Annotated in this window: 20 protein-coding genes; 14 read left to right on the forward strand and 6 right to left on the reverse strand. The window is 68.2% G+C overall.

The genetic code is table 11. From position 1 onward, the window contains the following. Positions 1 to 8 precede the first annotated feature (8 nt). Positions 9 to 3,059: an excinuclease ABC subunit UvrA gene (gene uvrA, locus NFL01S_RS25170; RefSeq protein ID WP_062978748.1), complete on the forward strand. Its 3,051-nt coding sequence runs from the start codon at positions 9 to 11 to the stop codon at positions 3,057 to 3,059. Between the two features lie 208 nt (positions 3,060 to 3,267). Here uvrA and NFL01S_RS25175 read toward each other — a convergent pair whose 3' ends face one another. After that, positions 3,268 to 3,609, reverse strand: coding sequence for a DUF1844 domain-containing protein (locus NFL01S_RS25175; protein WP_062978749.1), 342 nt, complete (start codon positions 3,607 to 3,609; stop codon positions 3,268 to 3,270). Positions 3,610 to 3,681: 72 nt separating this feature from the next. Then, positions 3,682 to 4,212 (reverse strand): DinB family protein, encoded by a 531-nt coding sequence (locus tag NFL01S_RS25180; RefSeq protein ID WP_062978750.1) that lies wholly within the window; start codon positions 4,210 to 4,212, stop codon positions 3,682 to 3,684. Between the two features lie 335 nt (positions 4,213 to 4,547). On the opposite strand from NFL01S_RS25180, the gene infC reads away from it, so the two are divergent. The 5 genes from infC (at position 4,548) to NFL01S_RS25205 (ending at position 7,953) form a co-directional block, all read left to right on the forward strand. Beyond that, positions 4,548 to 5,192: a translation initiation factor IF-3 gene (gene infC, locus NFL01S_RS25185; RefSeq protein WP_033245475.1), complete on the forward strand. Its 645-nt coding sequence runs from the start codon at positions 4,548 to 4,550 to the stop codon at positions 5,190 to 5,192. A 139-nt stretch (positions 5,193 to 5,331) separates the two neighbouring features. Then, positions 5,332 to 5,526 (forward strand): 50S ribosomal protein L35, encoded by a 195-nt coding sequence (gene rpmI / locus NFL01S_RS25190; RefSeq protein WP_033245213.1) that lies wholly within the window; start codon positions 5,332 to 5,334, stop codon positions 5,524 to 5,526. A gap of 113 nt (positions 5,527 to 5,639) precedes the next feature. Next, the gene (rplT, locus tag NFL01S_RS25195; RefSeq protein ID WP_033245214.1) at positions 5,640 to 6,020 is read left to right on the forward strand and encodes a 50S ribosomal protein L20; all 381 of its coding nucleotides are present in this window, start codon (positions 5,640 to 5,642) and stop codon (positions 6,018 to 6,020) included. Positions 6,021 to 6,281: 261 nt separating this feature from the next. Continuing rightward, positions 6,282 to 7,124 (forward strand): alpha/beta fold hydrolase, encoded by an 843-nt coding sequence (locus NFL01S_RS25200; RefSeq protein ID WP_062978751.1) that lies wholly within the window; start codon positions 6,282 to 6,284, stop codon positions 7,122 to 7,124. Then, positions 7,117 to 7,953, forward strand: a complete 837-nt coding sequence (locus tag NFL01S_RS25205) for a TrmH family RNA methyltransferase (protein WP_062978752.1) — start codon at positions 7,117 to 7,119, stop codon at positions 7,951 to 7,953. The genes NFL01S_RS25200 and NFL01S_RS25205 overlap by 8 nt, the downstream gene beginning before the upstream one ends. Before the next feature lie 101 nt (positions 7,954 to 8,054). Here the strand turns inward: NFL01S_RS25205 and NFL01S_RS25210 are convergent, their stop codons facing one another. Together NFL01S_RS25210 and NFL01S_RS25215 are read right to left on the reverse strand one after the other, a co-directional pair. Next, positions 8,055 to 8,597 (reverse strand): TetR/AcrR family transcriptional regulator, encoded by a 543-nt coding sequence (locus NFL01S_RS25210; RefSeq protein ID WP_062978753.1) that lies wholly within the window; start codon positions 8,595 to 8,597, stop codon positions 8,055 to 8,057. A 289-nt stretch (positions 8,598 to 8,886) separates the two neighbouring features. After that, on the reverse strand, positions 8,887 to 10,176 hold the full coding sequence (locus NFL01S_RS25215; RefSeq protein ID WP_062978754.1) for a glycosyltransferase 87 family protein: 1,290 nt from the start codon (positions 10,174 to 10,176) through the stop codon (positions 8,887 to 8,889). Between the two features lie 170 nt (positions 10,177 to 10,346). On the opposite strand from NFL01S_RS25215, the gene pheS reads away from it, so the two are divergent. The 4 genes from pheS to NFL01S_RS25235 all read left to right on the forward strand — a co-directional run bounded on the left by pheS (position 10,347) and on the right by NFL01S_RS25235 (position 15,915). Continuing rightward, entirely contained in the window at positions 10,347 to 11,420 is a 1,074-nt protein-coding gene (gene pheS, locus NFL01S_RS25220) for a phenylalanine--tRNA ligase subunit alpha (RefSeq protein WP_062978755.1), read from the forward strand. Positions 11,421 to 11,448: 28 nt separating this feature from the next. Continuing rightward, positions 11,449 to 13,950, forward strand: a complete 2,502-nt coding sequence (gene pheT / locus NFL01S_RS25225; protein WP_062978756.1) for a phenylalanine--tRNA ligase subunit beta — start codon at positions 11,449 to 11,451, stop codon at positions 13,948 to 13,950. A 100-nt stretch (positions 13,951 to 14,050) separates the two neighbouring features. Then, positions 14,051 to 14,539 carry a hypothetical protein gene (locus NFL01S_RS25230; RefSeq protein WP_062978757.1) on the forward strand — a complete coding sequence of 163 codons (489 nt, stop codon included), beginning with the start codon at positions 14,051 to 14,053 and terminating at the stop codon, positions 14,537 to 14,539. Positions 14,540 to 14,871: 332 nt separating this feature from the next. Next, a complete protein-coding gene (locus NFL01S_RS25235; protein WP_062978758.1) occupies positions 14,872 to 15,915 on the forward strand; it encodes a hypothetical protein in 1,044 nt (347 codons plus the stop codon). A 266-nt stretch (positions 15,916 to 16,181) separates the two neighbouring features. Here NFL01S_RS25235 and mscL read toward each other — a convergent pair whose 3' ends face one another. Then, positions 16,182 to 16,637, reverse strand: a complete 456-nt coding sequence (mscL, locus tag NFL01S_RS25240) for a large conductance mechanosensitive channel protein MscL (protein ID WP_062978759.1) — start codon at positions 16,635 to 16,637, stop codon at positions 16,182 to 16,184. Positions 16,638 to 16,931: 294 nt separating this feature from the next. Here mscL and NFL01S_RS25245 point away from each other — a divergent pair, with 294 nt between their 5' ends. The 4 genes from NFL01S_RS25245 to ppc all read left to right on the forward strand — a co-directional run bounded on the left by NFL01S_RS25245 (position 16,932) and on the right by ppc (position 22,537). Next, positions 16,932 to 17,285 (forward strand): hypothetical protein, encoded by a 354-nt coding sequence (locus tag NFL01S_RS25245; protein WP_245670867.1) that lies wholly within the window; start codon positions 16,932 to 16,934, stop codon positions 17,283 to 17,285. A gap of 233 nt (positions 17,286 to 17,518) precedes the next feature. Beyond that, entirely contained in the window at positions 17,519 to 18,718 is a 1,200-nt protein-coding gene (locus NFL01S_RS25250) for a Cmx/CmrA family chloramphenicol efflux MFS transporter (protein WP_062978760.1), read from the forward strand. Positions 18,719 to 18,809: 91 nt separating this feature from the next. After that, positions 18,810 to 19,496: a hypothetical protein gene (locus NFL01S_RS25255; protein ID WP_062978761.1), complete on the forward strand. Its 687-nt coding sequence runs from the start codon at positions 18,810 to 18,812 to the stop codon at positions 19,494 to 19,496. A gap of 197 nt (positions 19,497 to 19,693) precedes the next feature. Beyond that, on the forward strand, positions 19,694 to 22,537 hold the full coding sequence (gene ppc, locus NFL01S_RS25260; RefSeq protein WP_062978762.1) for a phosphoenolpyruvate carboxylase: 2,844 nt from the start codon (positions 19,694 to 19,696) through the stop codon (positions 22,535 to 22,537). Between the two features lie 49 nt (positions 22,538 to 22,586). Here the strand turns inward: ppc and NFL01S_RS25265 are convergent, their stop codons facing one another. Beyond that, entirely contained in the window at positions 22,587 to 22,793 is a 207-nt protein-coding gene (locus NFL01S_RS25265) for a ferredoxin (RefSeq protein WP_062978763.1), read from the reverse strand.

A 22,793-nucleotide genomic window follows, 5' to 3' on the forward strand; every position in this document is an offset into this window, starting at 1 on the left:
CCCACCTGGTGGCGGAACGCCTGACTGTCCGCGGCGCGCGGGAGCACAACCTCAAAGGGGTCGATATCGACCTGCCCCGCGACAGTCTGATCGTCTTCACCGGCCTATCCGGCTCGGGGAAGTCCAGCCTGGCCTTCGATACGATTTTCGCCGAAGGGCAACGCCGGTACGTGGAATCGCTGTCCGCCTACGCCCGGCAGTTCCTGGGCCAGATGGACAAACCCGATGTGGACTTCATCGAGGGTCTCTCGCCCGCGGTGTCGATCGATCAGAAATCCACCAACCGCAACCCCCGCTCTACGGTCGGCACCATCACCGAGGTACACGACTACCTACGCCTGCTCTATGCGCGCGCCGGTGTCCCGCACTGCCCGGTGTGCTCCGAACTCATCGCCAAACAGACCCCGCAGCAGATCGTCGACCAGGTGCTGGCCATGGAACCCGGAGTCCGCTTCCAGGTGCTCGCGCCGGTGGTGCGTACTCGCAAAGGTGAGTTCGTCGACCTGTTCGACCAGCTGAACTCGCAGGGGTACGCCCGGGTGCGGGTGGACGGGGTGGTGTATCCGCTCACCGATCCGCCGAAGTTGAAAAAGCAGGAGAAGCACGACGTCGAGGTGGTGGTCGACCGCCTCGCCGTCAAACCGGCCGCCAAACAGCGTCTCACCGATTCCATCGAGACCGCGCTGCGCCTGGCCGACGGGATCGTCGTCCTCGATTTCGTGGACCGCGACGAACACGCACACGATCGGGAACGCCGCTTCTCCGAGAAACTGGCCTGCCCGAACGGCCACGCTCTCGATATCGAGGATCTGGAACCGCGGTCGTTCTCGTTCAACTCGCCCTACGGCGCCTGCCCCGACTGCACCGGCCTCGGTATCCGCAAAGAGGTCGATCCGGAACTCGTCGTCCCCGACCCCGAGTTGAGCCTGGCCGAGGGCGCGATCGCGCCGTGGTCGCGTGGGCAGAGCGCCGAGTACTTCGTGCGGCTGCTCTCCGGGCTGGCCGCCGCCCAAGGGTTCGACCTGGACACCCCGTGGCGCGAACTACCGGCCCGGGCGCGTAAAGCGGTGCTCGAGGGCAGTTCGGACCAGGTCCATATCGTCTACACGAACAGGTACGGCCGGAAACGGTCCTACTACGCCGATTTCGAGGGCGTGATGCCGTTCCTGCAGCGGCGCCTGGACAACACCGAATCCGAGCAGATGAAGGAGCACTACGAGGGGTATATGCGGGATGTCCCGTGCCCGGTGTGCAACGGTGCGCGGCTGCGGCCGGAGATCCTGGCCGTGACGCTGTCCGCGGACGCGGAGCGGAAATCCATTGCCGAGGTCAGTGAACTCTCGATTCGCGACTGCGCGCAGTTCCTGAACGCGCTGACCCTCGGGGAGCGGCAGGCGGCCATCGCCGGTCAGGTACTCAAGGAGGTGCAGGCGCGGCTGGGGTTCCTGCTCGACGTGGGTCTGGACTATCTCACCCTGTCCCGCGCCGCGGCCACCCTCTCCGGTGGGGAGGCGCAGCGGATCCGGCTCGCCACCCAGATCGGGTCCGGGCTGGTCGGGGTGCTGTACGTACTGGACGAACCCTCGATCGGGTTGCATCAGCGCGATAACCGCCGGCTCATCGAAACACTGACCCGGCTGAAGGATCTGGGCAACACCCTGATCGTCGTCGAGCACGACGAGGACACCATCCGTGCCTCGGATTGGGTCGTCGATATCGGCCCGTTCGCCGGTGAACACGGCGGCCAGGTGGTGCACAGCGGTCCCTATTCGGAACTGCTCGCCGATCCGGCCTCGCTCACCGGCGCGTACCTCTCCGGCCGCGAACGTATCGAGATCCCGATGATGCGGCGGCCGGTGAACAAGAAGCGGCGGGTCACCGTGGTCGGCGCGACCGAGAACAATCTGCGCGGTATCGATGTGGCGTTCCCGCTGGGCGTGCTGACCGCGGTCACCGGGGTGTCCGGATCCGGTAAATCCACGCTGGTCAACGACATCCTGGCGACCGTGATGGCGAACAAACTGAACGGCGCGCGCCAGGTGCCGGGCCGGCACACCCGGGTCAACGGGCTGGATCAACTGGACAAACTCGTACGGGTGGACCAGTCGCCCATCGGCCGCACCCCGCGGTCCAATCCGGCCACCTACACCGGCGTGTTCGACAAGATCCGCAGCCTGTTCGCCGCCACCACCGAGGCCAAGGTGCGCGGGTATCAGCCGGGCCGGTTCTCGTTCAACGTGAAGGGCGGCCGCTGCGAGGCATGCTCCGGTGACGGCACCCTCAAGATCGAGATGAACTTCCTGCCGGATGTGTATGTGCCGTGCGAGGTCTGCCAGGGTGCCCGCTACAACCGGGAAACCCTCGAGGTGCACTACAAGGGCAAAACCATCGCCGAGGTCCTGGATATGCCGATCGAGGAGGCCGCCGAGTTCTTCGAACCGGTGACCTCGATCCATCGCTACCTGGCCACCCTCGTCGATGTCGGCCTGGGGTATGTGCGGCTGGGCCAGAGCGCGACCACCCTCTCCGGTGGTGAGGCGCAGCGCGTGAAACTGGCGGCCGAACTGCAGAAACGCTCCAACGGCCGCACGGTCTACATCCTCGACGAACCCACCACCGGCCTGCACTTCGAGGACATCCGCAAACTGCTCGCGGTGATCAACGGCCTGGTCGACAAGGGCAATACCGTGATCGTCATCGAACACAACCTGGACGTCGTCAAGACCGCGGACTGGGTGATCGATATGGGACCCGAGGGCGGGTCCGGCGGCGGAACAGTGGTCGGGGAGGGGACGCCCGAAGATATCGCCGCAACACCCGGTAGCTACACGGGCGAGTTCCTGAAGGAGATCCTGGCTCAGCCCGCTGCCACCGGTCCGGCGCCGGATACCGGTGCGGTGAAACCGGATACCGCACCCGCCCGTAAGTCCGCGGCCAAGAAGGCGCCGGCGGCGAAGAAGAAGGCGGCGGGATCGTCGGATACGGCGGATAAGGCAATGAAATCGCCGGACGCGCAGAAGGCGAAACGCCTGGCCCGCAAGGCGGCAGCACTGCGCTGAGTACGGAACGCGTCGACGCGGCAGGCCTGGCGTTTTCGACCGCTGGGCCCGCCACAGCAGTACGGAGGGCCGCCATTCCCGCTTCGGGCAGGTAGTTCGGGCCGCTGGATGAGCGGGGGCCTGCTGCCTGCCGGGCGGGCCTCCGCGCATTCGGCGGCGTAGATCCCACCGCAGCTGTTCGATCAGTTGCCGATCGGGGCGTGACGCGTCAGTGGACGGGGCCGGTGTACTTCTCGCCGGGCCCGGCCCCCGGGGCGTCGGGTATGGCGGAACTCTCCCGGAAGGCCTTCTGCAGCGATTGCAGACCCTCCCGAAGCGGCCCGGCGTGTGGTCCGAGGTACTCCACCGACGCGGTGATCAGGCCCGCCAGCGCGGTGATCAGGCGCCGCGCCTCGTCCATATCCCGGCGCGGACTGTTCTCGGGATCGTCGTCGCCGAGCCCGAGTTTCTCCGCGGCCGAACTCATCAGCATCACCGCTGCCCGGCTGATCACCTCCACGGCGGGGATTTCGGCCAGTTCACGCACATCGCCCTCGGGCTGTTCGGTCATGGCGTTCAGCCTAAGCGCGCCCCGGCGGCAGCCGTGCCGGGGCCGTGAGCGGATGTGCGCCGCGCCTCGTTTCTACCGGTTCGCCGCCCCGGCCGCGCGCAGTATCCGCAACTGGCCGATCTCGGTGGCGTTCTTCAGCAACTCCACATTGACCCATGCCGCCAAGTGGGCGATGGTGAGTCCCGCGTCGGCCGGCCACGGGTGAGACGTGGCCCGTTCGAGTTCTGTGTCATCGCATCCGTCGAGGACTCGGAGCCACTGTTCGCGCAGGTCGTCGATCCAGGTGAGGGCGGCCGCCGTATCGCCCGGCCAGTAGACCTCGGTGCGGTCGGGTACCGGCCGTTGCTCGGCGTGAGCGATCGCCGAACTCCACCACCAGCCGATATGCCAGGTCAGCCAGGCGACGGTGGTCGCGGGGACGGGGTCGGGCTCCGTTTCTGCGAAATCGGGGCGCCATCTCCCGTCGGCGCCGCGGTGCACCGTCCAGATCACCTCCGCGGGTGCCCAGTGGGTATCGTCGTCGGTCACGGCGTCGAAATGCAGCCGGGACAGCGACCAGATCAGGTCGAACTGCCAGCGGAGTAGGTCGCGTCGGCTGCTCACGGGCGTCGACCCTGTCAGGCGCCCGCGCCGATGGGCAACCGATTTTCGTACCGGGCTGCGACCGGGCGATTCGTTCATCCGGTGCGGAACTGTTAGACTCGTCCGCGACGACCGCCCCGGTCCTGTCCGGGGCAGACAAGTGGAGCCCGACTCCCACCGTTGCCGGCGAGTGATCGCCTGGTCAAACGGTCCGGTCACCCACCTTCGCGGTGGGACCACGGTCCCGGATGAACCGGGAGTGTGGCGCAGGCATTGCACCTGCGTGGATCGGTCGACATCGGGCCCCGTCGGCGGTGAAATACCGCGACGGGGTTTTCGTGTTGAACAAGGGGTTCATTTCGAGCGGTCGTCGGACGACACCGCTAGACCTAGGAGGCCCCATCAGCACTGAGACCCGCATCAACGATCGCATTCGTGTTCCCGAGGTCCGGCTCATCGGACCCGGCGGAGAGCAGGTTGGGATCGTGCGTGTTGAAGATGCACTCCGCGTCGCCCTGGAGGCAGACCTGGACCTCGTAGAGGTCGCACCGGACGCACGTCCACCGGTCTGCAAGATCATGGATTACGGCAAGTTCAAGTACGAGACCGCGCAGAAAGCGCGCGAGTCCCGGAAGAACCAGGTCCAGACCGTGATCAAGGAACAGAAGCTGCGGCCCAAGATCGACAACCACGACTACGAGACCAAGAAGTCCAACGTCGTGCGCTTCCTGGAAGCCGGGGCGAAGGTCAAGGTCACCATCATGTTCCGGGGACGCGAACAGTCCCGGCCCGAACTCGGTTTCCGGCTGCTGCAGCGGCTGGCCTCCGATGTGGCGGAATTGGGTTTCGTCGAGACCTCGGCCAAGCAGGACGGCCGCAACATGACGATGGTCCTCGCCCCGCACAAGGGTGCGAAGACGCGGGCCAAGGCCGCGCAGGATTCGGCCCGGCCGCAGCCCGGCGGCGCGGCGCCGAATGCCGGTCGGCCGGTCGCGCAATAACAACGGCGTAGCCGTGAACACTGCGGCGCACCGCCGCACCAGCGGCGTACGCCGCAGCGATATTGCGTCGAGCCCGCAATAACGCTGATCAGCACACCTGGTCCGCCCCTGCGCGGGCACGACACAGATTGAGGTTGCCATGCCGAAGATGAAGAGCCACAGCGGCGCTTCGAAGCGTTTCAAGGTGACCGGTAAGGGCAAGCTGCGCCGTCAGCAGGCCAACCGCCGGCACCTGTTCGAGTACAAGTCCTCCCGCCGGACCCGTCGCCTGGAAGGTACGGAGGCCGTCGCTCCCGCCGACGTCCGCCGGGTGAAGAAGCTGCTGGGTATCTGATCTCCCGCTCCGGGGCAGATACCGTCCGGTACCGCCTACGCGACCGGACGCCGATGAACCGACCCACTCGGGTGCGCCCAACCAGCACCCCCAAGATCGATTAGGACTGACCAGTGGCACGCGTCAAAAGGGCCGTCAACGCTCAGAAGAAGCGCCGTTCGATCCTCGAGGCCTCCAAGGGCTACCGCGGGCAGCGCTCGCGCCTGTACCGCAAGGCCAAGGAACAGCAGCTGCATTCGCTCACCTACGCCTACCGGGACCGCCGGGCGCGTAAGGGCGATTTCCGTAAGCTGTGGATCGCGCGTATCAACGCCGCGGCCCGCGCGAACGACATCACCTACAACCGCTTCGTGCAGGGCCTGAAGGCCGCGGGTGTGGAGGTCGACCGTAAGAACCTCGCCGAGCTGGCCGTCTCCGATGCCGAAGCGTTCGCCGGCCTGGTCGCCGTCGCCAAGGCCGCGCTGCCGGCCGATGTCAACGCCCCGGCTGCCTGAGTGGTGAATCCGTAGCCGGAGCTCGCTCCGCCTCCGATGTGGTGAAGGCCCCCTTCTCTGTGTGAACCCACAGAGAAGGGGGCCTTCGTCGTTGCCGGAGGGAGTCGGGGCTTTCTGCTGTCCGGAGACGTGACCACTTGCGACAGGCGGCTGCGACCGCACGCACCCGGTCGGCGCGGCGTACCCGGTCACGACGGTCCGGCTGCGCTGATCGGGGGAAACCTGTTCGCTTCCCGCGCGAGGTACTGGCAGCCTGGCGGAATGCGTGAACAGTGGCTGTCGGTACCGAGCGGGGTACGGGTCTGTTATACGGATTTCGGCGTGACCGGGATACCGGTCCTGGCTCTGCACGGAACGTTCGGCCGGGGAAGGATTTTCGCCGGACTGGCGCGCGAGCTCGCCGGTGTGGCCCGCATCATCGCACCGGACCAGCGTGGGCACGGCCGCACCGATCGGCGAGAAAGCTATACCTGCGCGGATTTCGTCGCGGACGCTGCCGGGCTACTGGAGCAGCTCGAGCTCGCACCGGTGGTGGTTCTCGGCCATTCCCGCGGTGGAATCACCGCCTATCAGCTCGCCGCGCGGTATCCGGAACTCGTTGCGGGGCTGGTCATCGAGGATGTCGGTCCGGTCATGCAGCAGCCCGAAATCGCCGATCCTGTGCTGCCGGTGCGAGGCTGGCCTGCGATAGCGGCGACCGAGGCGGATCTGGCGGCGGCGCTGCGGGCACGAGGAATTCCGGATGCGAGCTATTTTCTGCAGAGCAGTGTCACGACACCGGACGGGCGGTGCCGGTTCCTCTTCGATTGGGAGGACATGATGGCGGTGCAGCTCAGCGGCGTCGGGGACTGGTGGGCGGATTGGCTGGGCTCGACGTGCCCGGCGCTGGTCGTGCGCGGGGAGCGCAGCAGTATGCTGCCGCCGCGGCTGGCGGCGCGGATGGCCGCACAACGGCGGGGTACTCGTCTGGTCGAGATCGCGGGCGCCGGACATTGGGTCCACGACGATGCTGCGCCCGCCATGGCGGCGGCCATCAGTGACTTCCTGGCCGACCCGGCGACAGGGCTCGGCGCGGTCCGGGCTCTACGATCTCCTGGTGGGTGACCGACAAGAACCGATAGATCTACGGAACTCGCGGGTGGTCGCGGCGGCGAAGCTGCACCGCGGTGCGGCGCGTAGACGGGCGGGGAGATTCCTCGCCGAAGGCGCCAACTCGGTAGGGGCGGCACTCGATACCGGGCGGGTTCGGGAACTCTTCTATTCGGCCGGCGGCGCCGCCCGCGAGCATGCGCTGATCGCCGGAGCCGCAGCGGCCGGTGTGCGGACGACGCTCGTCACCGATCGAGCCGCACAGGCACTGGGGGAGACGGTCACACCGCCCGGCCTGGTGGCCGTCTGCGATCTGGTGGATGTACCGCTGGACCGTATCGTCCCGGCGGACCCCGGAGCGGATACGCCCCGGATGTTGGCAGTGCCGGTCGGCATCGCGGATCCGGGTAATGCGGGCACGCTCATCCGGGTGGTCGATGCGGTGGGCGCGGACGCGGTGGTGCTGGCCGGTGACAGTGTCGACCCGCACAACGGAAAATGTGTCCGATCGTGCGCGGGCAGCCTGTTCCATGTGCCGATCGTGCGCGAGCGTGAGACATATTCGGTGCTGGATCGGATCGAAGCGGCCGGGATCGCCACCGTGGCCACCGCGGCCGACGGCGAACTCGACCTCGAGGAGGCCGGGGAACTGTTCACCGGTCCCGTGGCTTGGCTGTTCGGCAACGAAGCGCACGGTCTCGATCCGGAGGTGGCGCGCCGGGCGCGGCACCGGGTACGCATTCCGATCCGCGGGCGGGCGGAAAGCCTCAATATCGCCGCGGCCGCCGCGATCTGCCTGTATGCGAATTCCCGGGTACGACATGGGACGGAATCGGCGATGTAGCTGTCGGCGGAACCGCGGTTCGGGAATCGGCCCGACCGTGAATGCACCGGTTTCGGTGACCCGAACCCCGCCGGAACCGGAAGCCGGCCTTCCGGGCCGGTTCACATGCCGTTCTGGTAGAGGTCGGTCAGCATATCCTCGGCCCAGTCGGCGGCTATGGCGTCCGGCCCGGTCACCCGGAGTGCGGCCATCACGGTGAGCAGCATGCCGGTCGCGAGGAAGCGCCGGGATTCGGCAACCGGGGCGCCGGTGAGTTCACGGATCAGGTGGTAGATGCGGCCGTAGCGGTCGCGGATGACCGGCCCGATATCGGGGTTGCCCGCGGCGGCGAAGGCGTGCAGCAGAACCAGTAGCAGGCTGCGGTCGGTGAGGAGCCGATGGTAACCCTGCGAGAGCGCGTCGAGGGCAGCGTCCGGGCCGGCGGCCTCGGCAGCGTCGGTGAAGGCCTCCTCGATGCGGTCGCAGACCTGGTCCACCGCGGCGAGGAACAGGCGTTGTTTGGAGCCGAAGAGGCGGATGACGTAGGGCTGGGAGACACCCGCGCGCCGCGCGATCTCGTCGGTGCGGGTGGCTGCGTAGCCGCTTTCGGCGAAGGCGGCGACGGCCGCCTCCAAAACCTGGGCGCCGCGTTCCTCGGCGGTCATCCTGATCCTGCTCGATTCCGGCACGGTCCTCCTCGGGGTCGCTCGGACTACCGACAGGTTATCAGTCGATGCATACTATTGCCGCTGTTGGTCATCGGTAGACGACAAGGCCTCGGCGCGACTGCAGCAGTGATACCGAGGGCGGTGCCCGAACCCGAGTGCCATGATGGCGTGAGCTCGGCGCCCGACCCCGCAGGGGCCGGTCCGCAGTATGGGCCGGCCGCCGCAGCGTCGGCCGCGATCCCGCTGCCCGCGTGCGGCGGCGCGGTATCGGCCGCAGTACGGCCGGTCAGCCTTTGTGGACCGTGACCAGGGAGCCGTCCGCAGGAATCGGGGTGGGCAGGGGTGCGCTCCGGGCGCGGCGCCCGGCGGCGGTTGCGTACAGCACGACGAGTAGCACGCTGAACCAGACGTAACCGTTGCCGATCACCTGTTCCCGCACCGACCAGTCCAGCTCCCGGCCGTCGTTGCCGGGGAGGTTGCTGTGCTCGGCGAGAACGAACACCACGGCGGTGGCCACCACCGCGGCATACCAGCCTGCGGCCCGCGGCCACGGCAGTGTGGTCGCGAAACCGGCCATCGCCAGCAGGGCCGGCGCTACCCACACCCAGTGGTGCGACCAGGAGATCGGCGAGACGAGCAGCGCGACCACCGCGTTCACCGCGAGCGCGATCATCGGCGGTGTCCCGGCCCGGCGGATGGCGACCACGGCCAGGGCGACCATGGCCGCGGCGGCCAGCAGCCACAGCGCCGTGGCCGGGGTACCGGTGATCCCGAAACGGGCCAGCACGGCCTGAATGGACTGGTTGGTCTGATACTCCGACCCGCTCAATCCGCCGACATTGCCGAACCCGCCGAACCAGTACCGCACCGATTCGTCGGGCATGACCGCGAAACCGATGATCGTGGCGACCGCACCGCTCGCCGCGGCCGTCGCCGCGGCCTTGTAGTCCCTGCGGATGAGGAAGAACAATACGAACGCGGCCGGGGTGAGTTTGATCGCGGCGGCCAGACCCAGCAGCAGGCCGCGTGGCCAGCGCGGGTTACGGGTCAGGCAATCGGCCGCCACCAGGCCCATCAGGATCAGATTGACCTGGCCGAAGTCCAGCGTCGACCAGATGGGCTCCAGCAGTAGCGCCAGCGGCGTCGCCGTCGCGCATACCAGCAGGGCGAGCTTGCGCTGGTCCTGGGCGGGCCACAGTTGCCGGGCGACCAGGTAGAGCGTGACTGCCAGCGCGCCCACCGACACCGCGAGATAGGCGAGCACCGCGGCCGCCCACGGCAGCAGGGCGTAGATGCCGAGCGCCAGCGCGGCAAACGGCGGATAGATGAACGGCAGGCTGATATCGGCGGCCGTCTCCGGCAACTGCCCGTAGAGATCACCGCCGGAACGCCACTCCTCGACCCCCAGCCGGTACACCTCGAGATCGATGTAGTCGCCGCTGATCCCGCGGAACGGGTCCACCGATCGTGACATCAGTACCCATGTCACGATCATCGCCAGTAGCGGTAGCAGCCAGATCGCCTGCTGGCGGGCACGTCCGGCGAGCGTCTCGGTGCGGGTCGGGGCGTTCGTCATCGTGAGGGACTTTACCGGTTCGAGGTGTCGTCGCACTCGGCCAGTGATCGCCGGGGGATATCGGGGTGAACCGGCCACCGGCCATCGAATACGATTCCACCAGCAGCAATACGGGCGCCGGAGCCTACCGGGGTCCGCTCACAGAAGCCTAGGGGAGAGACGAGTAGACCGTGGCCGACGACACCGACGCAGGCACAGCGACCGGCGGGCAGCAATCCGCGCTCACCGAGGAAGCCCTGGCCGCAGCGGCCGCGGCCGCAGAAAAAGCCTTCGCGGCCGCCGCCGACCTGGACGCCCTCGCTACCGCGAAAACCGAGCATATGGGTGGTAAATCGCCGATCTCGCTGGCGCAACGGTCGCTGGGCAGTCTGCCGAAGCCGGAGAAGGCGGACGCTGGTAAGCGGGTCAACGTCGCGCGCGGCCGGGTCTCGCGAGCTTTCGACGAACGCCGCCAGGTCCTGGTGGCCGAACGTGATGCGGCGGTGCTGGTGGCCGAGGCGATCGATGTCACCCTGCCGGCGAACCGGGGGCCGGTCGGCGCCCGGCATCCGATCACGGTCATCTCCGAACAGGTCGCCGATGTATTCGTCGCGATGGGCTGGGAGATTGCCGAGGGCCCCGAGGTGGAAACCGAACATTTCAACTTCGATGCGCTGAACTTCCTCCCGGACCATCCCGCGCGCACCATGCAGGACACCTTCCATATCGCGCCCGCCGGGTCGCGACAGGTGCTGCGCACCCATACCTCGCCGGTCCAGGTGCGTTCGATGCTCGAACGCGATCTGCCGATCTACGTGGTGTGCCCGGGCCGCACCTTCCGCACCGACGAACTGGACGCCACGCATACGCCGGTGTTCTCCCAGATCGAGGGCCTGGCCATCGACAAAGGCCTGACCATGGCGCATCTGCGCGGCACCCTGGACGCATTCGCGCGGGCGCTGTTCGGTCCCGACACCACCACCCGGATCCGGCCCAACTACTTCCCGTTCACCGAGCCCTCCGCCGAGGTGGACGTCTGGTTCCCGGACAAGAAGGGCGGTGCGGGCTGGGTCGAATGGGGCGGCTGCGGCATGGTCAACCCCAAGGTGCTGATCGCCAGCGGTATCGACCCCGACGAATACAGCGGTTTCGCGTTCGGGATGGGTCTGGAACGCACGCTGCAGTTCCGCAACGGTATTCCCGATATGCGCGACATCGTCGAGGGTGATGTGCGGTTCACCCTGCCCTTCGGTATCCGGTCCTGATTTCCCGAGCGAGAGAGCGAACGTCACAGTGCGAGTAGCGCAGTCCTGGCTGACCGAAACGATCCGCCGCACCGTCCCCGATTGGGAGGTCACACCGGAGGAACTCGACGCCGGATTCGTCCGGGTCGGGCTCGAGGTCGAAGAGGTCGACCGGCTCGAACCGGTGGGCGGTGAAATCGACCATCCACTGGTGGTCGGCCGGGTGGCCGAGATCACCGAACTCACCGAGTTCAAAAAACCCATCCGTTTCTGCAAGGTCGATATCGGGGCGCCCGAACTCCAGGAGATCGTCTGCGGAGCGACCAACTTCGCCGTCGGCGATCTCGTGGTCGTGGTGTTGCCGGGTGGGGTGCTGCCCGGCGGTTTCGCCATCTCCTCGCGTAAGACCTACGGGCACACCTCCAACGGCATGATCTGCTCGGTCGCCGAACTCGGTATCGGCAAGGACCACTCCGGCATCCTCGTACTGGAACCCGGTACCGCCGAGCCCGGTACCGACGCCAACGAACTGCTCGGCCTCGGCGATACCGTTATCGAACTGAACATCACCCCCGATCGCGGCTACTGCTTCTCGGTGCGCGGCCTGGGCCGGGAACTGGCGTGCGGATTCGATCTCGAATACGCCGACCCGGCCGTGCGCACGCTGCCCGAGGGGCCGGAGGCGTGGCCGGTGCGCGTGGAATCGGAATCGCGCTGCACCCGCTTCGGCGTCCGCCGGGTGACCGGGATCGACCCGCAGGCGGTGAGCCCGTGGTGGTTGCAGCGGCGGCTGCTGCTGTCCGGTGTGCGGCCGATCTCGCCCGCGGTCGACGTGACCAATTACGTGATGCTCGAACTGGGTCAGCCGCTGCACGCGTTCGATGCCGCGAAACTCAGCGGTGGCCTGGTGGTGCGGCGTGCCCGGACCGGCGAAACCCTGCGCACCCTCGATGACGCCGAACGGGAACTCGACGCCGAGGATGTGGTGATCGCCGACAGCACCGGAGTGGTATCGCTGGCCGGTGTGATGGGCGGCGCGTCCACGGAGGTGAACGCCGAAACCACCGATGTGGTGCTGGAGGCCGCCACCTGGGATCCGCTGCTCGTCTACCGCACCGCGCGCCGGCACAAATTGGTGTCGGAGGCGAGTAAACGCTACGAGCGGGTGGTGGATCCGGAACTCAATCTGGCCGCGCTGGACCGCGCCGCGACCCTGCTCGCCGAAATTGCCGGGGGCACGGTCGAATCCACGCTCACCGATATCCGCACCCAGCTCGACCCGCCGGCTCCGATCCGGATCGATATCGATCTGCCCGACCGGGTGGCCGGTGTCAACTACCCCCCGGGGACCTCCGCGCGCCGGCTCACCCAGATCGGCTGCCATGTGGAGGTCGCCGTGGACGAGAGCAGCGGTCACGGCCAGTTGGTGGTGACACCGCCGTCCTGGCGGCCCGATCTGGAACAGCCCGCCGATCTGGTGGAAGAGGTACTGCGGCTGGAGGGGCTCGAACAGATTCCGCTGGTGCTGCCGCAGGCGCCGGCCGGCCGTGGCCTGACCGCGGTGCAGCGCCGCCGCCGCGCGGTGAGTCGCGCGCTGGCCTTCGCCGGCTGCGTCGAGGTGCCACCGCCGGTCTTCCTGCCCGCCGGTGTTTTCGATACCTGGGGACTGGAGGACGACGATCCGCGCCGCACTACCACCCGGGTGCTGAACCCGCTGGATGTCGAACGCGCCGAGCTGGCCACGACCCTTTTGCCGGGACTCCTCGAGATCGCCGCCCGCAATATCTCGCGCGGCGCCCGCGATCTCTCGCTCTACGGGATCGCCCAGGTGGTGTTGCCGGGGCCGGAGACCGAACCGGTGGATCCGCTGCCGGTCGACCGTCGTCCATCCGATGCGGAGATCACCGAACTGCTGGATTCGCTGCCCGCGCAGCCGCAGCATGTCGCGCTGGTCCTGACCGGCCGCCGGGAACCGCGCGGCCCGTGGGGCCCGGGCCGGGCTGCCGAGGCCGCCGACGCCTTCGCTCTCGCCGATGTGATCGCCGAGGCGGCCGGTGTGCGGATCGAGCGGCGGCCCGGGAAGTACCTGCCGTGGCATCCGGGTCGCTGTGCCGAACTCGTGGTCGGCGATACGGTCGTCGGGTACGCGGGTGAACTGCATCCCGGTGTGCTGGAACGGTCGGGTCTGCCGCCGCGTACCTGCGCGGTGGAACTCGACCTGGACGCGCTGCCGCTGACCGAATCCCGGCCGGCACCGGCCATTTCCCCGTTCCCCGCGGTGCTGCAGGACGTTTCGGTGAGTGTGCCGGCGGAGGTGGCGGCGGCCGCGGTCGAGACGGCGTTGCGTTCCGGCGGCGGGGAACTGCTCGAGGATATCGCGTTGTTCGACGTCTACGAGGGCGCGCAGGCCGGTGAAGGCCGTAAATCGTTCACCTACGCGCTGCGGTTCCGCGCGGCCGACCGGACCCTCACCGAGGACGAGGCCAGCGCGGCCCGCGACGCCGCGGTGGCGGCCGCCGCGGAGGCGGTGGGCGCCCTGATCCGGTCGTAGGCGGTATCTCGGCCGGGGGCGCGGGCCGTCGGCCGCCCGTACTGTACGAGAGACTTCCGGCCGGTCCGAGCGGGCGGGCCGGAAGTCGTAGGCTGGTCGTATGAGTGAACCGAACGCAGGCGATCCGGGCGCGCTCGCCGCGCGGTTGGCGGCCCTGCCCGACGAACAGTTGCTGGCCGTGCTGGTCGTCGCCACGGCGGGCCGGGAGGAACTGGCTTCCCTGTACGAGGTCGCGACCCGGTTGTTGTCGGAAACCGGTCGCGCCACACCGGCCGGGATCGCCGGGAACGTGCCGACGGGGATTCCCACCGGTGGCGAGGTAGGCGCCGTCACCCAGCTCGGGGGTATCGGCACACCGGCCGGAAGTGGTGGCGCCACTGCCGATTACACCGGCGGTGGTATGCCGACCTTCGATTCTGTCCGCGACAAGTTCCAGCGGCGGATCGGAACTGCGTTCGGCCACCGCGAGCTCGATCGGCAATCCGGGACCGGCCGCGGTGTCGAAGAACAGTGGGAAGCCCGCGAGCAGGCGGCGCGGGAACGCCTCGAGCAGATCCGGACCTCTCTGCACGAGGGCGACCGCCGGTAGTAGTACGGGCGGCCTGTGATTCTGCCCACCTGAGCGACGGCGAGCTATCGACCGGCTGGTGGGGTCGGTGGTTTCCGCAGGTCAGTGCAGGCGAGGCGGTACGTTTCCGGGGCTGCCGGGGCCGGGCTCCGCAGGCGCCGGGATCCGTCTCGGACAAGCACGCCGACGGTGCCGGACCCGGTATAGGGTCGTCTGGCTACAGCGCCCCCGCGGCCGGTTCCGGCCCGTGGCGGGCCGGTACAACCGTCGACAAGGGATGATCCGATGATGCGATACCTCCGCCAACGCTTCGGCCTCCGCCGGCCGCAGGAATCTGCTCCGATGGCGAATTCATGACCGGCAGCGCCGACCCGACGGCTCGCGCGCTCGCCGACCGGCTCCTCGACGCGCAGGTGCGGTGGCTGCTCGACGAGGTGAGCGGCGACCGGTTCGCCGAGGTCGTCGCCCGCGATGTGGCGGCCGTCCTCGATGTGGCGGCCACCGTGCCCGCCGGTGAGGTGGTCGGAGTCGAGCAGCTCGAAACCACGGTCGCCACGGTCGTGGACAAGGTCGGCGGTAGTGCTGTGCTCGCCGATACGGTGGGGGTGTTCGCCGACGCGATCTACGACAGTATCGCCACCAACGAAGACCACACCCTGGGCGAACTCGTCGAACGCGAACCGGTCGAAGCACTGCTGCAGAAGATCGTCGATATGCACCAAACCCAGGAGCGGGTTCTGGAACGCCTCACCGACAGCCCGCTCGTGGCCACCGTCGCCTCCAAATTCGTGGACAAACTGGTCGGCGACTTCGTGGAGGTCAACCGGCAGCGCGCCGAGAAGATCCCCGGTATGGGCACATTGATGTCGCTCGGCCAATCCGCCGCCGACCGTGCCCGTAAGGCCGCCGAGAGCAACACCATCCTGGGGGATATCGCCGGCAAAGGCGCCATGTACGCGCTCAAACGCACCAACAACGCGATCCGCGAAATGCTGCGCGATGCGCCGGTACACGACGCCACCATGGAGTTCTGGGATCTGCACGCCGACGAACCGATCAGCGGCCTGCGCGAGTACCTCACCAAACAGGACCTGAACGAGCTGGTGCGGTTGTGCTACCGGATCGCCGTGACCACCCGCGAGAAGGAGTACTTCGGCCTGCTGGTCGACGAATGCGTGCAGGTGTTCCACGAGAAGTACCGCGACCACACCATGGCCGCGGTACTCGGGGAGCTGGGTTTGACGGGCGAGGATATTGCCACCGAGATCCTGCGCTACGGACCGGCCGTCGTGGAGGTCGCGAAACGCGACGGGGTGCTGGAACGGCTTCTCAGGGAACGGTTGGAGCCGTTCTATTACTCGGACGAGATCCTGAAGATTCTCACGCCCACCGGGTGAACCCGGACCGAACCCACCTCCTGCCGCGGACGGCGGGGCACCGGCGCGTTTCGGGGCGGTCCACTTCGGGCCTGTGGCGCGGCGTTCGGACTGTGATCCCGCGAACGCGGGAACGAAGAGACCGAGCGGGCACCTGCCTCGGTCGTCGTGCCGTGACACGGTCGCCCGTTCGGCCATATGGCCGCCCTGCGGATGTGTGGTGGACCCGCGCTGCGTCGGTTAGTGGCGCCCTGATCCGGTGGCCGGGGACACGCGGTGCGGCACTGTTACTGCACCCGTGCGGACTCCTTTTCCGAACCGTTGCCACCGGAGCCGTTCTGTGTCCCGGCGGCACGTTCGGCCAGCAGATCGCGGATCTCGATCAGCAGCTCGGTATCGGTCGGCACCGGCTTGTCCGTATCGGCGCCCTTACGGGCCAGATACCGTTTCTGCACGGTTTTCATCGGCAGGATCAACGCGAAGTACAGCACCGCCGCGACCATGACGAAATTGATGGCGGCGCTGATGATCGGGCCGAGCGCGATGAACGTCGCGGGTTTACCGGCGACCAGGGTGACGCCGAAACCGAGCTGGCTGCTGCCGCCCAGAACAGCGAGCAGAGGCTCCAGCACACCTTTGGTCACCGAGGTGACGATGGCGGTGAACGCGGTGCCCATGACCACCGCGACGGCGAGGTCGATGACGTTGCCGCGCATCAGAAAATCTTTGAAACCCTTGAACATCCACCCAACTCCGTATCGAAACGCTGCGGTACACCGCCGGGCGTGGTCCCGGTCGGCAAGTCGATTGCGGTGTCCGTCCGAGGTCCGGCACCACACGGCAGGTGATGGTGGCAGCCCGGCCGACGGCGCGCAAACCGGCCACGAGGTGGGCGGATGGCCCGATCCACGTATCGCGGATGCTCCGGTGCCGGGCGACTTCGGTGTGGCATGACAGTCCGGCGTATCGTCCGCGAGCGGCGCAGGCCCCGGGAAGCCGCTAAGGTCGGCAATATCGCTACTTACCAGGAGGAATTCGTGGCAACGACACCGATGGGCCGGGCAGTTCGGGGAGTCAACCGCGGAATAGTGGCCCTGCTGGGCGCCCCGGTTCTGGGACCGCTGCTCAGCAAGGTGTTCGCCGAGGTCGAATACGTGGGCCGGCGATCGGGCCGGGTTTTCCGTACTCCGGTCAACTTCATGAAGGAAGGTGACGAATACGTTATCCGCGTCGCCATGCCCGACAAGAAAACGTGGTGGCGGAACTTCCTCGGCGAGGGCAGCCCGATCCTGCTGCATTTCCGGGAGGGGCAGCTGCGCGGGCATGCGACGGCGCGGCGCGACGAGAAGGGCCGGGTGACCGTGCGGGTCCGGCCGGACAGCACCGCCTGACCGGTAACCGGCGGCGAAAAATGCGATGCGCCGTGAGCGGGTCGGTGGGTAGCGTGCTCGTCATGTCGAGTCCGGAAGCATCCAGGGCAGGGCTGTCGGTCACCCCCGTCAGCCCCTGATCCCTTTTTTCCCCGCGGTGCCGCCTCTCGGCGGTATCGCCCACAGCCGATCTCCGGGTAGCTGACCGGGGTGGCGAGACGTGAACTGTTGTCTCTCCCACCTCGGAGCTGTCGATGCCCTTTGCTCTCTATCTGCTCGCCATGGCGGTTTTCGCCATGGGGACCTCGGAATTCATGCTCGCCGGGCTCGTCCCGGATATCGCCGCCGATCTGGATGTCGAGCTCGCCGGTACCGGCCTGCTGACCTCGGCGTTCGCCGTCGGAATGGCCGTCGGCGCACCGGTGATGGCGGTGCTCGCCCGGAATCGGCCGGTGCGGTCGAGCCTGCTGGTCTTCATTGCCGTATTCCTCGCGGCCCATATCGCCGGTGCGGTCACCGCAGAGTTCCCGGTGCTGGTTGCGACCCGCGTGGTCGCCGCGCTCGCCGATGCCGGGTTCCTCGCGGTCGCCCTGACCGCCGCCACCGGACTGGTTCCGGCGGATCGGCGCGGTCGGGCACTGGCGGTACTGCTCTCGGGGACCACCATGGCCACAATTGCGGGTGTACCCGGCGGCGCGCTGCTGGGCACTGTATTCGGCTGGCGCGTCACCTTCTGGGCGGTCGCGCTGCTCTGCGTACCCGCCGCGATAGGCGTGCTCACCGGTATCCCGGCACGGATGCGGGCCGTGGCGGATCGCGGACCGGGACTTTCCGCCGAACTCGCGGTACTGACCCGGCCGCGGCTGATGGCCGTCATGCTGCTCGGTGCCCTGGTGAATGCCGCCACCTTCGGCGCTTTCACCTTCCTCGCTCCGCTGCTGACGGACCGGGCCGGACTGGGCGATCTGTGGGTGCCGGCGGCGCTGGTGCTCTTCGGTATCGGGTCCTTCGCCGGGGTCACCCTCGCCGGCCGGTACTCCGATACCCGGCCGGGGGCCGTGGTTGCGGTCGCGGGACCACTGCTGTGCGCGGGATGGTTCGCGATGGCAGTGGCCGCGGACCGGCCCCCGGTAGTGCTGATCCTCGTCTTCGTGCAAGGCGCGCTGTCCTTCGCGCTCGGCAGCACCCTGATCACCCGCGTCCTGTACGAGGCTGCGGGGGCGCCGGCCATGGCCGGGTCCTATGCGACCGCCGCGCTGAATATCGGGGCGGCCGTGGGACCGGTTGTGGCCGCGCTCGCCCTGGGAACGCGGCTGGGATCGCTCGGGCCGGTCGTGAGCAGCGGTGTGCTGGTGGCGATCGCGCTGCTGGTGGCGTCGTGTGGTCGCGCTGTCCTCGGCGGACGCCAGTCCGAGTCGGTTGACAGCGTGACGGCGGGGCTTGCCGGCGCGTGACAGTGTTCGACGGCGAACCGCCCTGGCCGCCTGCGGCCTCCGAAGTAGGGTAGGCCGCGGTCCGCGATCGAGCGGGCCGGAAAGGGTCGCCGTGCCGGCTTCGATACTTTTCGCGGTACTCGCCGCCGGCCAACTGGCGCTGGTCGGCTGGTGCGGTACGCGGTACCGCCGTACGGGTGACCGGATGCTCTTCGTGCCGGCCGTGGTGTGCGCGGCCCTGGTATACGACAACGCGATCGTGGCGGCGGGCCGCTGGATCGGGGTGGGCGGCACTCTGGAGACGTTGTCGGTGTTCCGGTTCGTAGCGCATCTCGTGCTCACTCCGCTGCTGATGCCGTGGGCGTGCGCGGCGGCCGGTCGGGCGGGTGTGACGTGGCTGCGTCCGACATGGGTACGGGCGGCCGTCGGTGCCGCGACATTGTCGGTGATCGCGCTGGGTGTGTTCGGCGAACTGATGCGGCTCACCCTGCGCCCGGCCGAATGGGCCGGCACGATCCGCTACACGACCGGGCATTCGTCCCTGGCAGGGGTGCTGCCGCCGGTGATCACGGTCGTGGCGGTGCTGGTCGCGGCCGTAGCGGTGTGGCGGGTGCGCGGGTACCGGCTGTGGACGGTGACGACCGCGACGATGGCGGTGGTCTCCGCGGCCATGCTGCCGATGCTGCTGACCAATGCCGCCGAACTCTTCTTCGCATGGGGCATCGTCGCGACCGCGATGTGGTTGTCGGGGCCTGGACAGGCGCCGGTGTCCACCGGCCGGAATTCCGGCGAGCGATGAATTCCGGACGTGCGTGGCGTCCGAGGTGACCGTCCGGGCAGCCCGGCGTCGAGTTCATCCTGGAGACACCGGAGATGGTGCCGGATCCGGTGCAGCAGGAAGAGGCGCGCGGCGCCGGGTCGATCGACTCACGGTTTCGGCGCGGCCGTGTGCGTCGTCACAGACCGGGACGGATCGGGCGACCATACTGTCCGACCATGGGCGATGCGCAGACCGGTGGTGGAAACGACGCGACCCGGCCGCTCCGCGAGGACATCCGGTTCCTCGGTGGCGTACTCGGGGACACCATTCGCGATCACGAGGGGCCGGAGGTATTCGACCTCGTCGAGAAGGTCCGGGTGGAGGCCTTCCGTGTGCGCCGGGAGGAGGTGCGGCGCAGCGCGGTCGCCGAAATGCTGGCCGGGGTGGATATCGCGGTGGCGCTCCCGTTGATCCGGGCGTTCAGCTATTTCGTGCTGCTGGCGAATCTGGCCGAGGATATCCAGCGCGACCGGCGCCGCGCGGTGCACGAAGCGGCGGGGGAGCCGCCGCAGGATTCTTCGCTGGCCGCCACCTACCGGAAGCTGGACGCGGCGGGAGTTCCCGGAGAGCGGGTGGCCGAGTTGCTCGCCGATGCCCTGGTATCGCCGGTGATCACCGCTCATCCCACCGAGACCCGCCGGCGCACCGTATTCGACACCCAGACCCGGATCACCGATCTCATGCGGCAGCGGTTGCGTGCCGCGGCGGCCGAACAGCCCGCACTGGACCGGGAGATCCGCCGCCAGGTGCTCACCCTCTGGCGGACGGCGCTCATCCGGTTGTCCCGGTTGCGGATCCAGGACGAAATCGCGGTCGGGCTGCGGTACTACGAGCTGACGCTGCTCGATGTGATCCCGGCGATCAACGCCGATGTCCGGGCGGCGCTGTGGGCACGCTGGCCCGAGCAGCGGTTGCTGCCGAAACCGATCCTGCGTACCGGGTCCTGGATCGGCGGCGACCGGGACGGCAACCCTTATGTGACCGCCGAGGTGGTGCGGACCGCCGCCGCGCATGCCGCGGGCGTGGCTTTCGGTCGGTATCTGCGGGATCTGGCGCAACTGGAGAAAACTCTCGCGCTGTCGGCGCGGTTGGTCCCGGTGACCCCGTCGCTGCAGGCGCTGTCGGATGCGGGATACCCGGATCCGGATATCCACGCCGACGAACCGTATCGCCGGGCGCTCTACGGTATCCGGGCGCGGCTCACGGTGACCGCACGGGACGCGCTGCGTGCCGTGGGAGCGGGCGATACCGACGCCGCGGCGACCCTGCCGGATTCGGTCGCCGCGAGCGACAGCCCACTGCGGGACTTCACCGGCCGCGGCGCGGTGGTGTCCGGTATCCGCCCCTACTCGTCACCGCAGGAGCTGCTGGACGATCTGGACGCCGTCGACACCTCCCTGCGCGCGAGTGGTGACGGTTTGCTCGCCGACGACCAGCTGGCGGCTCTGCGGCATACCGTGGAAACCTTCGGTTTCCATCTGCAGGGCCTGGATATGCGGCAGAACTCCGAAACCCATGAGCAGGTCGTGGCCGAATTGCTGGCGTGGGCCGGTGTGCACCCGGACTACGCGAGCCTGCCCGAAGCCGATCGGGTGGACCTGCTCACCCGCGAACTGCGCACCCGCCGTCCGCTTCTGGGCCCGCACGCACGGTTGAGCGAGCTGGCCACCAAGGAACTGGGCATCATCCGGGCCGCGGCCGAAGTGGTGACCGCGCTCGGGCCGGAAGCCGTGCCGAACTACATCATCTCGATGTGCACCTCGGTCAGCGATCTGCTCGAGGCGGCACTGCTGCTGAAGGAAGGGGGCCTGCTCGATCCCGGTGAGGCCGGCGGCGACCCGTTCTGCCCGGCCGGGATCGTGCCGCTGTTCGAGACCATCGAGGATCTCGCGGCCGGGGCCGCCACCCTCGGTGCCGCCTTGCAGGTTCCGGAGTACCGGGACCTGGTGGTCGCGCGTGGTATGCGCCAGGAGGTGATGCTCGGGTACTCCGATTCGAACAAGGACGGCGGATATCTGGCTGCCAACTGGGCGCTGTACCGCGCCGAACTGGACCTGGTGGAGCTGGCCGAGCAGCAGGGAATCCGGTTGCGGCTCTTCCACGGTCGCGGTGGCACCGTGGGCCGCGGCGGCGGGCGCAGCTACGACGCGATCCTGGCCCAGCCCGCCGGAGCGGTGCGCGGAGCGTTGCGACTCACCGAACAGGGCGAGGTCATCGCCGCGAAATACGCCGAACCCGGTTCGGCGTACCGCAACCTGGAATCGTTGATCGCGGGCACACTCGAATCGACACTTCTCGACGTCGAAGGTCTGGGATCCGACGCCGAATCCGCGTACGCCCTCATGGACGATCTCGCCGCCCGCGCCCGCGCCGCCTACGCCCGCCTCGTGCACGACACCCCCGGTTTCGTCGACTATTTCCGGCAATCGACACCGGTCGCCGAGGTGGGCGATCTCAATATCGGCAGCCGTCCCGCCTCCCGCAAACCCACGAAATCAGTCGGCGACCTCCGCGCCATCCCGTGGGTGATGTCCTGGAGCCAGGCCCGGGTGATGCTGCCCGGCTGGTACGGGACCGGGACCGCGCTCGAGGAGTGGGTGGACGGCGATCCGGAGCGGCTCACCCGCCTGTCGGACCTGTACCGGCGGTGGCCGTTCTTCCGCACTGTGCTGTCGAACCTCGCCCAGGTCATGGCCAAGAGCGATCTCGCGATCGCGGCCCGCTATGCCGAACTCGTCGAGGACAGCGAACTGCGTGAGCGCATCTTCGGGATGATCGAACGCGAGCATGCCCGGACCGTCGCCATGCACGCCGCGATCACCGGTAACGATCACCTCCTGGCCGACAACCCGTCACTGTCGGAATCCATTCACAACCGGTTCCCGTACCTGGAGCCGTTGAACCAGATGCAGGTCGAACTGCTGCGCCGGTTGCGTGGCGGTGACGATTCCGAGCTGGTCAGACGCGGCATCCTGCTCACCATGAACGGTCTGGCTACCGCCCTGCGCAACTCCGGATGACGGTTCGCCCGGAAGCCGGATGAGAAACCGGCGCCGCCGGCGCAGTATTTCATCGCCGCCGGCCGATCTCGCTTATCCGGATAGCTCCTGCCGGGCAGACCTTTTCGGCGGCACGTGCGTCGGCGACCCCGTGGCCGCTCGGTTCGGATTCCAGCAGGATCGAATTGCCGTCCTCGTCTTGATCGAAGAGCTGTGGCGCGGTCAAGGCACACATACCGGAACCGATGCAGCGGCCGCGGTCGACGACGATCTTCAT

The organism is Nocardia flavorosea NBRC 108225, assembly GCF_001613385.1.
Taxonomy (GTDB): domain Bacteria; phylum Actinomycetota; class Actinomycetes; order Mycobacteriales; family Mycobacteriaceae; genus Nocardia; species Nocardia flavorosea.

What these genes read in the sequence shown, in the direction of transcription:
- NFL01S_RS25175 (WP_062978749.1), bottom strand. Translation starts at nt 3,609, where the DNA reads ATGACCGAACAGCCCGAGGGCGATGTGCGTGAACTGGCCGAAATCCCC.
- rpmI (WP_033245213.1), top strand. Translation starts at nt 5,332, where the DNA reads ATGCCGAAGATGAAGAGCCACAGCGGCGCTTCGAAGCGTTTCAAGGTG.
- NFL01S_RS25200 (WP_062978751.1), top strand. Translation starts at nt 6,282, where the DNA reads ATGCGTGAACAGTGGCTGTCGGTACCGAGCGGGGTACGGGTCTGTTAT.
- NFL01S_RS25210 (WP_062978753.1), bottom strand. Translation starts at nt 8,597, where the DNA reads ATGACCGCCGAGGAACGCGGCGCCCAGGTTTTGGAGGCGGCCGTCGCC.
- NFL01S_RS25215 (WP_062978754.1), bottom strand. Translation starts at nt 10,176, where the DNA reads ATGACGAACGCCCCGACCCGCACCGAGACGCTCGCCGGACGTGCCCGC.
- NFL01S_RS25230 (WP_062978757.1), top strand. Translation starts at nt 14,051, where the DNA reads ATGAGTGAACCGAACGCAGGCGATCCGGGCGCGCTCGCCGCGCGGTTG.
- NFL01S_RS25235 (WP_062978758.1), top strand. Translation starts at nt 14,872, where the DNA reads ATGACCGGCAGCGCCGACCCGACGGCTCGCGCGCTCGCCGACCGGCTC.
- mscL (WP_062978759.1), bottom strand. Translation starts at nt 16,637, where the DNA reads ATGTTCAAGGGTTTCAAAGATTTTCTGATGCGCGGCAACGTCATCGAC.
- NFL01S_RS25250 (WP_062978760.1), top strand. Translation starts at nt 17,519, where the DNA reads ATGCCCTTTGCTCTCTATCTGCTCGCCATGGCGGTTTTCGCCATGGGG.
- ppc (WP_062978762.1), top strand. Translation starts at nt 19,694, where the DNA reads ATGGGCGATGCGCAGACCGGTGGTGGAAACGACGCGACCCGGCCGCTC.
- NFL01S_RS25265 (WP_062978763.1), bottom strand. Translation starts at nt 22,793, where the DNA reads ATGAAGATCGTCGTCGACCGCGGCCGCTGCATCGGTTCCGGTATGTGT.